Origin of the sequence: Streptomyces sp. NBC_00442 (assembly GCF_036014195.1) — a bacterium.
Taxonomy (GTDB): Bacteria; Actinomycetota; Actinomycetes; order Streptomycetales; family Streptomycetaceae; genus Streptomyces.
This window is the reverse complement of sequence record NZ_CP107918.1, coordinates 534,430-548,074: the sequence shown is the minus strand read 5'-3', so window position 1 is coordinate 548,074 and position 13,645 is coordinate 534,430. Positions and strand designations below refer to the sequence as shown.

Annotated in this window: 12 protein-coding genes; 4 read left to right on the top strand and 8 right to left on the bottom strand. The window is 72.4% G+C overall.

From position 1 onward, the window contains the following. Nucleotides 1-89 precede the first annotated feature (89 nt). The 3 genes from OG432_RS02510 to trxA all read right to left on the bottom strand — a co-directional run bounded on the left by OG432_RS02510 (nt 90) and on the right by trxA (nt 4,026). Nucleotides 90-2,201 carry a hypothetical protein gene (locus OG432_RS02510; protein ID WP_328314975.1) on the bottom strand — a complete coding sequence of 704 codons (2,112 nt, stop codon included), beginning with the start codon at nt 2,199-2,201 and terminating at the stop codon, nt 90-92. A 588-nt stretch (nt 2,202-2,789) separates the two neighbouring features. Next, complete coding sequence (locus OG432_RS02505) at nt 2,790-3,320, bottom strand: hypothetical protein (RefSeq protein ID WP_328307239.1); 531 nt, start codon at nt 3,318-3,320, stop codon at nt 2,790-2,792. A 340-nt stretch (nt 3,321-3,660) separates the two neighbouring features. Next, on the bottom strand, nt 3,661-4,026 hold the full coding sequence (gene trxA, locus OG432_RS02500; protein WP_328307237.1) for a thioredoxin: 366 nt from the start codon (nt 4,024-4,026) through the stop codon (nt 3,661-3,663). Between the two features lie 126 nt (nt 4,027-4,152). Here trxA and OG432_RS02495 point away from each other — a divergent pair, with 126 nt between their 5' ends. Then, nucleotides 4,153-5,592 carry a dihydrolipoyl dehydrogenase family protein gene (locus OG432_RS02495; RefSeq protein ID WP_328307235.1) on the top strand — a complete coding sequence of 480 codons (1,440 nt, stop codon included), beginning with the start codon at nt 4,153-4,155 and terminating at the stop codon, nt 5,590-5,592. 52 nt (nt 5,593-5,644) lie between these two features. Here OG432_RS02495 and OG432_RS02490 read toward each other — a convergent pair whose 3' ends face one another. The 3 genes from OG432_RS02490 to OG432_RS02480 all read right to left on the bottom strand — a co-directional run bounded on the left by OG432_RS02490 (nt 5,645) and on the right by OG432_RS02480 (nt 8,733). After that, a complete protein-coding gene (locus tag OG432_RS02490) occupies nt 5,645-6,658 on the bottom strand; it encodes an SDR family NAD(P)-dependent oxidoreductase (protein ID WP_328307233.1) in 1,014 nt (337 codons plus the stop codon). 65 nt (nt 6,659-6,723) lie between these two features. Then, nucleotides 6,724-7,452 carry a rhomboid family intramembrane serine protease gene (locus tag OG432_RS02485; protein WP_328307231.1) on the bottom strand — a complete coding sequence of 243 codons (729 nt, stop codon included), beginning with the start codon at nt 7,450-7,452 and terminating at the stop codon, nt 6,724-6,726. A 63-nt stretch (nt 7,453-7,515) separates the two neighbouring features. Beyond that, on the bottom strand, nt 7,516-8,733 hold the full coding sequence (locus OG432_RS02480) for an MFS transporter (protein ID WP_328307229.1): 1,218 nt from the start codon (nt 8,731-8,733) through the stop codon (nt 7,516-7,518). 59 nt (nt 8,734-8,792) lie between these two features. Between OG432_RS02480 and OG432_RS02475 the strand changes: the two genes are divergently transcribed. From OG432_RS02475 to OG432_RS02465, 3 genes are all read left to right on the top strand, one after another. Then, nucleotides 8,793-9,764, top strand: coding sequence for an ArsR/SmtB family transcription factor (locus tag OG432_RS02475; protein ID WP_328307227.1), 972 nt, complete (start codon nt 8,793-8,795; stop codon nt 9,762-9,764). 10 nt (nt 9,765-9,774) lie between these two features. After that, the gene (locus OG432_RS02470; protein ID WP_328307224.1) at nt 9,775-10,266 is read left to right on the top strand and encodes a GNAT family N-acetyltransferase; all 492 of its coding nucleotides are present in this window, start codon (nt 9,775-9,777) and stop codon (nt 10,264-10,266) included. A gap of 331 nt (nt 10,267-10,597) precedes the next feature. Further along, nucleotides 10,598-11,854 (top strand): phosphodiester glycosidase family protein, encoded by a 1,257-nt coding sequence (locus OG432_RS02465; protein WP_328307222.1) that lies wholly within the window; start codon nt 10,598-10,600, stop codon nt 11,852-11,854. 39 nt (nt 11,855-11,893) lie between these two features. Here the strand turns inward: OG432_RS02465 and OG432_RS02460 are convergent, their stop codons facing one another. Together OG432_RS02460 and OG432_RS02455 are read right to left on the bottom strand one after the other, a co-directional pair. Beyond that, nucleotides 11,894-12,943 (bottom strand): M4 family metallopeptidase, encoded by a 1,050-nt coding sequence (locus OG432_RS02460; protein ID WP_328307220.1) that lies wholly within the window; start codon nt 12,941-12,943, stop codon nt 11,894-11,896. Nucleotides 12,944-13,204: 261 nt separating this feature from the next. Continuing rightward, nucleotides 13,205-13,606, bottom strand: coding sequence for a tetratricopeptide repeat protein (locus OG432_RS02455; RefSeq protein ID WP_328307218.1), 402 nt, complete (start codon nt 13,604-13,606; stop codon nt 13,205-13,207). Nucleotides 13,607-13,645 lie beyond the last annotated feature (39 nt).

Below are 13,645 nucleotides of genomic sequence, written 5' to 3'. Positions count from 1 at the left end.
CCGCGGCTGAAGAGAGCGGTGGGTGGTGAAGTCGGCGGCAGCCCGCCGCCGCGGCGGCGGCGGGCCTTCGGAGTGGTGGAGGACCGGTGTCAGCGCCGCTCGGCGCCGTAGGGAACCGGCTTGGTGACACCGGCGGGGACCGGCGTGTGCGGTGTGCTCGACGCCACCGCACGATCGGCGGACGACGTGGGGTGTGCCCGCGGTGCCAGGGCACGGGCGGGCGCCGGAGCGAGCGTCAGGGCGATGCTGCTCTGGCCGGACTGCGGCGACACCCAGCCCGACACGCTCCCGGCGTACGCCTGGCCGAACGGCGTGGTGCCGCCGGTCAGGACCTGGGTGGTGCCGCCCGGCATCGTCGCGGTGACGGCCACGCCCGTGGGGGCCTGCACGGTCACGGAGTTGCCGATCCGGTACGCGGTGACCTGGCCGGCCTTCACCGCGGTGTTCCAGGCACCCCGGTTGCGCAACTCGGCTCCGATGTCCTTCATCCGCAGGTTCACCAGCGGGGCACTGGCCGCGTACAGCGTCTTGTACTGGTCGAGCACGCCGTCGAGCACGGGGTAGCCGATGCGGTCCTCGGCGAGGTTGGACTGGTGGATGAAGTGCGGCCTGGGGTCGTTGCCCAGGACGTGGCCGAGCGCGGTCTGCGTCTCCAGGGGGACGATGTGCCCGGAGTAGCCGGTGGCCGGATCGAGCGGCGCCGGCAGGCAGGTGGTGTTCGGCAGGTCGTCGCAGAGGCCGCTGCCGCCCTGGGTGCGGCTGGTGTAGATCCAGTTGTACTCGTCGACCTGCTCGGAGACGTGTCCCGCGTTGTAGAAGATGTTGATGGGGTAGCGGGCGACGGTCAGCGCGGGGCCCACCTGGCGCTGCTCGGGGTCGCGCGACATGTCGGCGCCGAGCCAGTCGACGTGGTTGGCGGTCAGCGCGGGAGCCAGGTACGGGTTGTCCTGCGGCTGCTGCGGCAGGAGCTTCATCCCGGAGTGCTCGCCGGTGATCAACTCATCGGGTTCGGTGGGCAGTCCGGCCCCCTGCGCCCACTGCTGGTTGTCCGATATCTCCTTGGATATCTCGGACTGGCTCACGTACTTGGTGGAGCCGTTCGGATTGGTCGCGCACTTCCAGGGCAGGACCGAGACGTCCTGCTCGCACCCGAGGAACGCGTGGTCGTAGGTGTGGTTGATCCAGCGGAAGTCGCCCTTGTCGGCCACCAGTTGGTCGGCGAGCTCGTCGACGCCGTCGTGGTTCTCGCGGTACTCGACGCTCCCGCCGCCGTTGTAGGCCAGGTCGAGCGTGAAGCCACGGGACTTCTCCCAGGCGACGGCGTTCTGCACGTCCGCCGGGGTCATCCGGATCGAGTCCTCGACGCCCTGGCCCGGCGGGCAGTCCACGTCGCCCGGCGTGCAGTTGAGGGTGGCGTCCCAGCGGTCGTCCCCGGCGAACACGTCGTCCACGTGGACCGCGAAGTAGTTGCGCGAGGCGCCGAGCCGCACGTCCTGCGTCATCCAGTCGACGATGCCGCGCGCGAGCAGCTTGAACTGCTCCTGGTACTGGTTGTACGCGAAGGTGACGACCAGTTCGCGGCGCCCGTCGTGGCGGTACTCGCCCACGAGGCTGCCGTTGCCGGTCCTGCCGGGGATCGGGGCCTCGACATAGCTCGTGAAGTCCGCGCCCGCGGCGGGCGGGGAGAGGAAGGCGTAACTCTCGCTGACCGAGGGCGAGTTGTCCTCGAAGGGAACGCTGCCGCCCAGGTAGCCGAACGGCCCGGTGCCGCGCCCGGCGGCGGTCACCTGGGCCTTGAGGCCGTCCGCCGACCCGCTGTAGCCGCTGGTGGCGGCCGGCTGCAGGCCGACCTGGGGGCGTGCGTAGGTATAGGCGTCGACCTGGGGTATCGCATAGGTCGTCTCGTAGGCCGAGAGCGCGGCCATTTCCGCCGAGCCGGCCGGGAAGGGGTTGTCGTTCGGCAGCACCACGGCCTGGAACTTGGCCCGGGGCCCGCCGTTCACGGTGTCCGCGAGGAACGCCGCGTTGATCACCGGCCGGCCCGACTGCTGCAGGTCGACGACGGTGTACGGGGTGCCCTCGCCGTCCAGTTCGGCGGTGATGGCCGCGGTGGCGGGCCCGCCGTCCGAGACGACGAGCACCTTGAGGTCGACGCGCGGCGCGGGCGTCGCCGCATAGGCCGGCGCGGCCGGTAAGCCCATGGCGAGCAGCACGGTGCCAACGGCGAGACCGATGGTGCGTCTGCGATGTGTATTCCGCTTCACGCGGTGAAGTCCCCTCCCCTGGAGGTCCGTTCGGCTCTCCCCTGCCAGCCCGGACCCCGCCCACGGCGCAACGGCCGCGCCCCGATGAGGAGGGCCCGCCGTTCCGCTCTGCTGCGTCACATAGTGCGGGTCTTCGAGGAGTTTTCGAGTGGCTACTGTGAAACATGACGAAAAACTGTGTCCGTCGTGATGGGGCGCAGGCCGGTGCACGACCCCTCGGGAGCGCTGATCAGCGATCGCGCCGTTACGCGCCGGGCCTGGAAAATCGGAGCGGCTCCGCACGGCAAACGCTTTCGGACCAGGGGGCGCACGCGGGCGCAAACCATCAATGGTCCAGACAACCAGGCGATCCGGGACGTATCCGGTTTTCGGCCACGCGAGCGAAACATTCACGCGATTCCAGGCCTCGACCGATTCTTTTCAGACATACGAAACCGGCCGACCCGGGGGGAGGGGCCGACCGGTGATCGTGGGCCGCCGGGATCGGCGGTCTGCCGTGTGCCGACGGGCTCTGCCCGACGCTCCCTAGTGCGCGCCGGCCGGGGCGGGAGTGGCGCAGTTGATGCGCATCGTCGGGGAGTTGAAGACGCCGTCCTTGTGGCTCTGGCTGTCGTTGTACTCGTAGTAGACGTACGAGTAGAACGCGATGTTGCCGTTGCAGCCGGAGTCGGCCGCCACCTGTACCGGGATGGTGACGGTGCGGCTGGTGCCGGGGGCGACCGGCACGGAGTAGTTGACCCCGACCGTGGTGGTGCCGGTCCCGGTGCAGGTCACGCCCGTGCCGGAACACGAGGCGAGCGAGTACTTGAGGTCGGGGCGCTGGGTGGTGGCCCACGTCGGCTGCACCGACTGGTAGACGAACCACACGTCGGTCGTCTGGTTGTTCGTGAACGTCATGCTCAGGTTGACCGTGCCACCGGGCGTGGCCGCCGTCTGGTCGGCGCTGAAGCTCACATCGGGGGTGTCGGCGCTTGCGGACTGGCTCACGCCGAACAGGGCGAGGGAGGAGGCGAGGGCCGCGGCGAGGCTGAAACGCCTCAGGTGTGTGATTCGCATGAGGACGGAGAGTAGGAGGAACACCACGCAACGTCCGCCGCATCGCCACATTGTGGAGGTCCGCTGGCTCGAACCCTGTGGATGTGAACTGGCCGTGGATTGGCGTCCGTTGGCATCTTGACCGCACGGCCCGTGCAGCCCGGAGAGCCACCGGGGACCGCTCGGAACGAACAGCTGACCGATAACCGCCCCCGGCCGCACCCACCGGTAATGGCGCATTCCGCTCCGGACACCACGACGGCCCCCTCCCGTACGGGGAGGGGGCCGCGGGGACCGGGAGAACGGCGCCGGGCGCCGGACCGGGTCTGCCGGGGCGGGGCCCGGAACGGGGCCCGGAGGCCTACTTCTGCTGCTCCGCCTCGACCGACTTGCGGACCTCGTCCATGTCGAGCGCGCGGGCCTGGCCGATGACGTCCTCAAGGGCCGCCTCGGGCAGCGCGCCCGGCTGTGAGAAGACCGCCACGTTGTCGCGGACGATCATCAGCGTGGGGATCGACCGGATGTCGAAGGCCTGCGCCAGCTCCTGCTGGGCCTCCGTGTCGACCTTCGCGAAGACCAGGTCCTCGTGGCGCTCGGAGGCGGCGTCGTACACCGGGGCGAACTGCCGGCACGGGCCGCACCAGGAAGCCCAGAAGTCGATCAGCACGAATCCGTTGCCGGACACGACCGAGTCGAAGTTCTCTTTGGTCAGCTCGACGGTCGCCATCACTTACACCTCTTCCCGGCCCCCGGGGGTGGGGCCGCCTCGCACAACCGCGTGCTCCGCCGCGGTATTCCTTCCTTGGCGGGTGCCCCTGTGGCCACGGAGTACACCGCGCACCAGACTGGGCCCATGACGGAAGCAGAGGAATACGACGTGGTGGTCCTGGGCGCGGGCCCGGTCGGCGAGAACGTGGCGGACCGGGTGCGGGCGGCGGGCCTGAGCTGTGCGGTGGTGGAGAGCGAGCTCGTCGGCGGCGAGTGCTCGTACTGGGCCTGCATGCCGAGCAAGGCACTGCTGCGCCCGGTCGTCGCCCGCGCCGAGGCGCGCAGGGTGCCCGGCCTTCGCCAGTCGGTGCAGGGCCCGCTGGATGCCGAGGCCGTCCTCGCCCACCGGGACGAGTACACCTCCCACTGGAAGGACGACGGCCAGGTCGAGTGGCTCGACGGCATCGGTGTCCACCTCTACCGCGGCCACGGACGCCTGTACGGCACCCGCAAGGTCAGCGTCACCAGCCCCGAGGGCGAGCACCACGTCCTCACCGCCCGCCACGCCGTGGCCGTGTGCACCGGAAGCCGCGCCCGGCTGCCCGACCTGCCGGGCCTGGCCGACGTGCGGCCCTGGACCAGCCGCGAGGCCACCAGCGCCCAGCGGGTGCCCGGTCGTCTCGTGGTGGTCGGCGGGGGAGTGGTGGCCGTCGAGATGGCCACCGCCTGGCAGGCGCTCGGCGCCCACGTCACCGTCCTGGTGCGCGGCGGCGGCGTGCTGGAGAGGATGGAGCCGTTCGCCGGCGAGCTGGTCGCCGACGCCCTGCGCGAGGCCGGAGCCGAGCTGCGTACCCACACCTCCGTCACGGACGTCGTGCGCAATGCGGCGACCGGCGCCGTCGTGGTGTCGGTGCGCGGCCCCGAGGGCGACGAGCGCCTGGAGGCCGACGAGATCCTCTTCGCCACCGGCCGCGCGCCCCGGACGGACGACATCGGCCTGGACACCATCGGGCTCGACCCCGGTTCCTGGCTGAACGTCGACGACTCCTGCCGCGTCGAGGGCAGCGACTGGCTGTACGCGGTGGGCGACGTCAACCACCGCGCGCTCCTGACCCACCAGGGCAAGTACCAGGCACGGATCTCCGGCGCGGCCATCGCCGCCCGCGCCGCGGGGACCCCGGTCCTGGAGAGCGACCCGTGGGGTGCCCACGCCGCGACCGCGGACCACGCCGCCGTCCCCCAGGTCGTCTTCACCGACCCGGAGGCCGCATCGGCCGGCCTCACCCTCGCCGAGGCGCACGCCACGGGCCGCCGGGTGCGGGCCGTCGACTACGACATGAGCGGCGTCGCCGGCGCGGGCCTGTACGCCGACGGCTACAAGGGCATGGCCCGCATGGTCGTCGACGAGGACCGGCGCGTCCTGCTCGGCGTGACCTTCGTCGGGGCCGGCGTGGGAGAGCTCATCCACTCGGCGACGGTCGCCGTGGCGGGCGAGGTTCCCCTGGACCGTCTGTGGCACGCCGTTCCCTCGTACCCGACGATCAGCGAGGTGTGGCTGCGCCTCCTGGAGACCTACCGGGGCTGAGGCGTACGAGGGCCGGGACCTACCGGATCCGCGTCGGCGCGCGGGTGCCCGGCTACACCGCGAACGCGTCGACCCCGGTGAGCCCGGCCGACAGCGTCCACAGCCGGGCGGCCTGCGCGGGGTCGCTCGCGTGCGGGCTGACACCGCTGGTGAGGACGGAGTGGTCGAGCTCGCCGTCGGCGGCGCCGCTCGGCGCCGGGGGTGCGGCGGGCTCCGCGATGTCGCAGTCCTCGCAGTACACGCCGCCCAGGCCCGCCAGGCGCGGGGAGGTCGCCGCCCACACCTGGGTGGCGGCGCCCTGCTGCGGGGTCTTGAAGTCGAGCGACCAGTTGCCGTCCGCGTCCACCCAGCCCGCCGCGATCCGTTCCTCGTCTGAGACGTGGCGCACGAGGGCGGTGTTGATCTCCCCGGGGTGCAGCGAGAACGCCCGCACCCCCACGTCGCGGCCCAGGACGTCCAGGTGCAGGGCGAACAGCGCGTTGGCGGTCTTCGCCTGGCCGTACGCCTGCCACTTGTCGTAGCCGAGGCGGAAGTGCGGGTCGTCCCAGCGGATCGCGCTGAGCTGGTGTCCGCGGGAGGAGACCGCGACGACCCGGGCGCCGCCGTCCGCCGTCAGGGCGGGCCACAGCCGGTTGACGAGTGCGAAGTGGCCGAGGTGATTGGTCGCGAACTGGGATTCCCAGCCCGGCCCCACCCGCGTCTCGGGGCAGGCCATGACGCCGGCGCTGTTGACCAGGACGTCGATGCCGCGGCCGGCGGCGAGGAACCGGCCGGCGAAGGCGCCGACGCTGTCGAGGTCGGACAGGTCGAGGGCCTCGACCTCCACGCCGGGCAGATCCGCCACGGCCGCTTCGGCCACGTCGAGCCGCCTGGAGGGCACCACGACACGGGCGCCGGCGCCCGCCAGTGCCCGCGTCGTCTCCAGGCCGATGCCCGAATAGCCGCCCGTGACGACGGCGAGCTTCCCGGTCAGGTCGATCCCCGCGAGTACGTCGGACGTGGTGCTCAGGGCCCCGAATCCCGAGCCGGTCCGCCGCTGGGGGGTGTGCTGCTGCGAAGAAGTCATGGTGGCGACGCTACGAGCTGGAGTGCGCTCTCAGTCAACTCCGTTCCCACGTACGGCCCATGGAGTCAGCCGCGCTCCAGGTCGCCCTCCGCCTCGGGGGGCCGGCCGGGCTCGGGCGAGCGCGGTTCCACCGCCGCCGGGTCCTGGGCGACCGGCCGCCACACGCGGGGCCAGTGACGCTGGACGAGGGCGGCGACGAGGCCCGCGACGATGCCGGTGATCATCGGCTCGCCGTGACCGTCGCCGATCAGCAGCAGGACCGCGCCGTCGACGACGATCGCGGCGGCCAGCAGATAGTGGCGTCGCCGCGGGCGGGTGAGCAGGGCGAGACCGGCGATGCTGGTGGCGAGGCGGAAGGTCAGGCCGGAGTTCCCGCCCCCGGGCGGCCCGTGCACGAGAAACGTGTCGACGCTGAACACGATCATGAGCGCCGGGACGAACGCCAGCATCATGCGCGTACCCCACACCCGTTCGGCGGCGAAGCCGATGAGGGCGAGGACGAAGAGGTTGAACGCGGTTCCGCCGACCCCGCCGTCCTGCACCATGAACGAGGTGTACGCCCGCCACCACTGGCCGTGGTCGATGATCTGGTCCGAGTCGCGGTGCAGGACGTCGTAGATCGCCGGGAACGCGAACTGGAGCAGCGAGGGGATCGCCACGATCAGCCAGAGGCCGATCGCGACCCTCGGTGGCTCGCGCCAACTGAACCTGCGCTGGGGCAGACCGTCCATGACCTTCATGACCAGGACGATCATTAAGACGTACAGAGCGGGCGAGACAATATGGTCGGTCATGATCCTTATCTACCCCGTGACCGTCCTGTCCCGACATCACCACGCGGTATCGGCCACGCCCCCTCACCCCTCGGACACCCGTTGCGGTGCGCGGCGGCGGCGCTCAACGCGGCGGCGGGGCCCTCGAATTCGTCCTGATCCCGCCGCAAGAGCGAGCGTGACGGCGACCGAAGCCGCCGCGATGACCGCCATCGCCGTCCCGGCCGGGACGCGCTGCGCGACCGCGCCGGCCAGCGCGGCGCCCAGGCCCTGGCAGGCGAGCATGCCCGAGGAGTGCAGTCCGAGTGCCTGGCCCATCAGGCCGTCGGGAACCAGTGCCATGAGCTGTTCCTGCTGGAGCAGGCTCGCCGCGTACCCGAAGGAGCCCACCGCCAGTGCGGCGACGGCGGCCGGCAGGGGCGGGCGCGAAGCGAGCAGAGGGTAGGGGGCCGCGAGCAGCAGCAGGAGCGGCACGGGAAGCCGGCGCCGCAGGCGCGCGCCGAGGAGGCGCCCGGCGACGGTGTCTCCGGCCAGCATGCCGACGGCCGAGGCGGCGAAGAGCTGCCCCGCGTGGCCTGGCGCGTACGGCACGAAGAGCGACTCGCACCCGACGATCAGGCCGTTGGGAACCCACAGTCCCAGATAGAGCAGACGTCGCGAACGTGACGCCCATAGAAGGGAGTTGACGCGCCAGGTCGCACCCGCCGAGAGGCGTCCCGTGGCCCGCGGCGCCCGGCGGCCGAGCCCGCGCAGTGCGGCCGCCGCGGCCGCCGCGTACAGAAACGCGCCCGCCAGCAGGGTGCCGCGCGGGGTCAGCACGCCGAGCAGGGCGGCGCCGACGGCGAACCCGCAGATCTGCACGCCGCCGGCGCTCATGTTGAGCACCGAGCGGCCCAGTAGCCGGTGTTCCCGGGGCAGGATCTCGCCGAGCAGTCCGAAGCGCACCCCGCCGCCGACCGAGGCGGCAAGACCCTGGCAGAGCAGGACGGCGAAGACGGCGACGAGCGGCAGGCCCGGCGCGGCGAGCAGGGCGGTGCTCACCGCGAAGCCCAGCGCGAGCGCGGCCGTCGCGGCACGCGGCGCGAGCCTGTCGGCCGCCGACATCAGCGCGGCCGCCCCGGCCACCTGGGCGAACGAGCCGCCGAACATGCTGAGCGCGGCCAGGAGCGGCGAGGCGGTGGCCGCGTAGACGAGCGTGGCGAGCGCGAGCCCGCTCACCGTCGTCGCGGCGGCCTGGAGGGCGCAGACGAGGACGAGGGGCGTGAACTCCGGTGTGCGCCGCAGCTCTTGGTAGGTCGGCATGCCGGGAGTCTCGATGGCCGCTCCGCGCGGACGTTACTGTTTCGCGGGGAGGCGAAACCATGGGGTGGTGGCAGGTCGGCGCGGACACGCTGGCGGGCAGCCGCTTCGTCGTGTCGCCGCTCGCCGAGACCACCGCGAGCCTCTTCGCGCTGCTCGCGCCGTCCGCGGCCCACCCGGGCGAACGGGCCTGGCTCGACGCCCATCTGCCCGCGTTCCGGGCGCGGTTGGCGGCGGACCCGGTCACCGCCCGGCTCATGGCGGCCGTGCGCACCGCCCGCTGGACCGCGGACTATCTGGTTCCGACGCCCACGGGCGACGGTGAGCGGTCATTCCCCGCGGAGCTGGCGGAGATCCGCGCCACCCCGACGGCCACCGTCCATGCCGACCTGGCCGAGACGATCGGCGGCCCACTGCCCTCCGCGCTGCTCCGCCCCGACCTCCAGGACCGCACGGCAGACCTGCTCGACTGGCTGTGGGAGCGTGCGGTGCGGCCGGACTGGGCACGCCGGCGCCGCGTCATGGAGGCCGACATCATCGCGCGCACCGAGCAGGTGGGCCGGGGCGGCTGGGCCGCGGCGCTCGGCGACATGCGGCCCGGTATGCGCTGGCTCGGCGAGAGCCGGCTCCAGATCCATGCGTACGACCACGCGCCACAGGACATCTCGGCGGCCCAGCTGCTGTTCCTGCCGGTCACGCCGCGGCACCGCTGGGTCACCTGGGACGACCGGGGACACTACGCCGTCGTGTACACGTGCACCGGCACGCTCGCCGAAGCCGGCCGGTCGCGGGCTCCCGAGGCCCTCGGCGTGCTGCTCGGACCGGCCCGCGCGGGCGTTCTCGTCCTGCTGGGCGCCCCGAAGAGCACCACCCATCTGGTGGCCCTGACCGGCCAGGGGCTCGGCTCGGTCGGCCGCCATCTGAAGGTCCTGCGCGACGCGGGGCTGGTGGGGCGGCGCCGCTCGGGGCGCTCGGTCCTCTACTACCGGACGCCGGCCGCGGACGCGCTCGTCGCGGCGTCCACGCATGAGTAATACTCTCGCCATGACTTCACGTGTTACGGATCCGGGCGACGGGGCGCACGCCGGGGTGCGGGTCCGGCGGGCCGTCGCGCGCGACGCCAAGCGGCTGACCCGCCTCGTGCGCACCTCCGGCGCCTACGAGGGTCCGTACGCGCCGATGATCGCCGGGTACCGGGTCGGCCCGGACTACATCGAGACCCATCGGGTCTTCGTGGCGGTCGGCCCGGACGACCGGGTGCTCGGCTTCTACGCGCTGATCCTGAACCCGCCCGAACTGGACCTGATGTTCGTCGCGGACGCAGCCCAGGGCCGCGGGGTCGGCCGCCTCCTGGTCGCACACCTGCTGAGGGAGGCGCGCGCCGCGGGTCTCGACCGGGTGCGGATCGTCGCGCATCCGCCGGCCGAGGGCTTCTACCTCGGAGTGGGAGCCCAGCGGACCGGCACCGTACGGGCCCGTCCGCCGGCCGTGATGTGGGACCGGCCGGAGCTCGAACTCGTCACAGCCGAGGGGTAGTTGGCGTCGTCCGGGAAGCGGGAGCGCCTCGTCCCGTGCGTCTGCCGCGGGCGGAGGCGGCCTTCTCGGCGCGGTGACCCGAGGCGGGTGCGCCGCGGCTCCGGGCGAGGGGCGGCAGAGGTGAGCATCCGTCACTTCGCCCGGAGCGGCGCGGGTCGGCGACGCGCGGGGCGGGTCATCCGGTCGCTCCACACCGGTCGAGATGTCGGATAAGCGCGCTTATGTTGTCAATCGGTATGGCGGGCCGGTACTACCCCGGCCGCCGCCCGCGGAGGGGAACGCCTCCGCGCGACGGGGCCGCGAGGTCTCCGCAAGGCCGAGAGAGGGCGACATGGCGGACAGGGCGGGACGGTCGGTGGACGGCGGCGTTCGGCAGGACGGGAGCGGTCCGGAACCGGGAGTCGCCGCCGGTGAGGGGGCTTCCGGCCGACGGCGCCTGGTCCCCTGGAAGCCCCGCGGCCGGTTGACGCCGCATCAGCTCAAACGACGCAGGCTGGCCACGCGCGGAGCTCTCGCGGTGTGCCTGCTGTGCGTCGGCACGGTCGGCTACTCGGTGGGGGAGGCGCTGACCTATCCCGGCGACGACAGCACGGCGGCCCGGCTCGCCGGCTGGGCCCGCGAACACGAGCTCGGACCGGTCGTCGACAAGCTGGAGAACCTCCAGTACGAACTCGACCCGCCCCAGGTCGGCGGAAGCCTGCCCAGCGCGGCCCTGGCCCGCATGAAGGCGACCGCCCCGGCCGTCCCGATCAGCCATCGCGGCGTGCCCCTGCGCGCCCCGATGCGACCCCTGGTCGCCCCGGGGCTGCCCGGCGAGGGCGTGTGGCGCGCTTTGAGCGTCGCGCACGGCGAGCCCGTGGTGCAGGGCACGTACGTACGCCCCGACGGCGACCACACCTCGTATCAGGCCGCCATCGCCTGGATCAGCGGCAAGAAGGCGCGCTTCGAACTGCACCCCGGCGTGCGGGAGCCCGGCGGCTCCTTCGACGTGCCGCCCACCATCCCGGAGGGCAGCCGCACCGGGCTGCTCGCCACCTGGAACGGAGGCTTCAAGGTCACCGACGGCGGCTCGCGCGGCGGCTTCTACCTGCACGGCGAGACGGCCGGTGAGCTGCGCGACGGCGCGGCGTCGGAGGTCTTCTACAAGGACGGCTCGATCAAGATCGGTCAATGGGGGCGTGACGTGCGGATGACGCGTGACGTGATCGGCGTGCGCCAGTGCCTGGAGCTCATGGTCGACAACGGCCAGGTCGTTCCGGACATCGACGTCGACTCCAAGTGGGGCGCCACCGACCAGAGCCGGATGTTCGTGGAACGCTCGGGCGTCGGGGTGACCGCCCAGGGCGACGTCGTCATGGTCGTCGGCCAGGCCCTCACCGCGCGCACGCTGGCCGAGGTCATGCGGCAGGCGGGCGCCGTGCGCGCGATGCCGCTGGACATGAACCGCGCCTGGCCCTCCTTCATGAGCTACGACGGCGCGAAGAACCCGGCCAGCCCCGAGCCCACCAACATCCTCGACTTCGAGAACCCGCCGGAGCGCTACTACAACCAGGCCACCAGGGACTTCGTCGCCGTCTATGCCAAGTGACCGGTGGGTGGGGGGCGGGGCCGGACGGGTCACTGAGTGCTACGTCACCGGCACGCCGACCTGGGACCAGGCCTTGAGCACCGCCTGGATCTCGTCGCCGTCGCCGTAGAGACCGCGCGCGGTCTGCGCGGTCAGCCGGGCGAAGTCGGCGAACTGGGCGTCCGTGCCCAGCTCGCCACCGGTGAGCGTGGCGTACCAGATCCGCCCGGCTCGCTCCCAGGCGTTGCCGCCGAGCGCGGTGGCCGCCAGGTAGAAGGCGTGGTTGGGGATGCCCGAGTTGATGTGCACCCCGCCGTTGTCGCGGCTCGTGCGTACGTAGTCGTCCATGACCGCCGGCTGCGGGTCCTTGCCGAGCTGAGGATCGTCGTACGCCGTGCCGGGGGCCTTCATCGAGCGCAGCGCCTCGCCGTGGATGCGGGGCCCGAGCAGCCCGGCGCCGATGAGCCAGTCCGCCTGGTCGGTGCTCTGGCCGAGGGCGTACTGCTTGATGAGTGAGCCGAACACATCGGAGACGGACTCGTTGAGCGCGCCCGACTGGCCGAAGTAGTCCAGATTGGCGGTGTACTGCGTGACCCCGTGGGTCAGTTCGTGGCCGATGACGTCGACCGGCAGCGTGAAGTCGAGGAAGAGCTCTCCGTCCCCGTCGCCGAACACCATCTGCTCGCCGTTCCAGAAGGCGTTTTCATAGCCCTCGCCGTAGTGCACGGACGCGAGCAGCGGCAGCCCGGAGTCGTCGATGGAGTGGCGCCCGTACGCCTTCAGATACAACTCGAACGTGGCACCGAGCCCGGCGTGCGCGCGGTTGACGGTGGCGTCGGACGAGGGCTGGTCGCTCTCGGCGTGCACCTCGGTGCCCGGCAGCGTTTCCTGGTGCCCGGCGTCGTAGATCGTGCGCACGGGCTTGTCGGACGGGGTGCCGGTGGGGGCGGCGGTGGCGCGGACCGTGGTGATCCGGCGCTGGGTACGCAGCTGGGCGTCGTGCTCCAGGGTGCGGCGCGCGGGCCGGTACACCGCGGGGTCCTCGTGCTGGGCGAGCCGGTCGAGGACGTGGGGAGGTACGACGGTGCAGAAAGGGGCGGGATTGTTCATGAGCAGCAATGTGGCACAGCGTGACGCAACTGTCACTGCGCGCAGTCGAGTTGGCTGGAAAGTGCCGTCTGGCAACCGCCCCTGGTCGATGGGGGCGCCCAGTGCTACAGGCTCCTGCGGGTGCGGGTGCGGGTGCGGGTGCGGGTGCGCGGGGCCGGGGCCGGGGCCGGAGCCCCGGGCGGAGGCCGGGCCGGTCGGGCCCGCGCCGGAACCTGCGCCGGAACCCGACCCCGACCCCGCGCCCGACCCCGCGCCCGAGGTCTAGCCAGGACCCGAGCTCGCGCCGCGGGTGGAGTCGGGCGGGGGGAATTGTCCCGCCATGGCCGCCGCCATCCGCAGGTGCGGGGCGGCTTCGGCGGGACGGCCCTGGCGTTCGAGCGTGCGGCCGAGCATGAGGGCGGCGTACTGCTCTACGGGATCGCGTTCGAGTACCGCCCTCAGCTCCGCCTCGGCCTTCCGGAGCCGGGCCGAGTGGTAGTAGGCGCGAGCCAGCAGCAGCCGCGGTGCGACCTGCTCGGGTGTCTCGGCGACCAGGCCCGCAAGGATGTCGGCGGCCGTGACGTACTCCTTCGCGTCGAAGAACATCAGGGCCCGGCCCCAGCGGTCGGCGGCCGTGCCGAACTCGTAGTAGCTGTCGGTGACGTGACGGTGTGGGCTGCTCATGGGTGCGTCCTGTTCCGTGGCCCCGGGGCTGGGGCCCGC

Bases quoted from the DNA above. Each gene is read 5' to 3' on its own strand.
- OG432_RS02510 (WP_328314975.1), bottom strand. From the start codon at position 2,201: ATGGGCTTACCGGCCGCGCCGGCCTATGCGGCGACGCCCGCGCCGCGC.
- OG432_RS02505 (WP_328307239.1), bottom strand. From the start codon at position 3,320: ATGCGAATCACACACCTGAGGCGTTTCAGCCTCGCCGCGGCCCTCGCC.
- trxA (WP_328307237.1), bottom strand. From the start codon at position 4,026: ATGGCGACCGTCGAGCTGACCAAAGAGAACTTCGACTCGGTCGTGTCC.
- OG432_RS02495 (WP_328307235.1), top strand. From the start codon at position 4,153: ATGACGGAAGCAGAGGAATACGACGTGGTGGTCCTGGGCGCGGGCCCG.
- OG432_RS02490 (WP_328307233.1), bottom strand. From the start codon at position 6,658: ATGACTTCTTCGCAGCAGCACACCCCCCAGCGGCGGACCGGCTCGGGA.
- OG432_RS02485 (WP_328307231.1), bottom strand. From the start codon at position 7,452: ATGACCGACCATATTGTCTCGCCCGCTCTGTACGTCTTAATGATCGTC.
- OG432_RS02480 (WP_328307229.1), bottom strand. From the start codon at position 8,733: ATGCCGACCTACCAAGAGCTGCGGCGCACACCGGAGTTCACGCCCCTC.
- OG432_RS02475 (WP_328307227.1), top strand. From the start codon at position 8,793: ATGGGGTGGTGGCAGGTCGGCGCGGACACGCTGGCGGGCAGCCGCTTC.
- OG432_RS02470 (WP_328307224.1), top strand. From the start codon at position 9,775: ATGACTTCACGTGTTACGGATCCGGGCGACGGGGCGCACGCCGGGGTG.
- OG432_RS02465 (WP_328307222.1), top strand. From the start codon at position 10,598: ATGGCGGACAGGGCGGGACGGTCGGTGGACGGCGGCGTTCGGCAGGAC.
- OG432_RS02460 (WP_328307220.1), bottom strand. From the start codon at position 12,943: ATGAACAATCCCGCCCCTTTCTGCACCGTCGTACCTCCCCACGTCCTC.
- OG432_RS02455 (WP_328307218.1), bottom strand. From the start codon at position 13,606: ATGAGCAGCCCACACCGTCACGTCACCGACAGCTACTACGAGTTCGGC.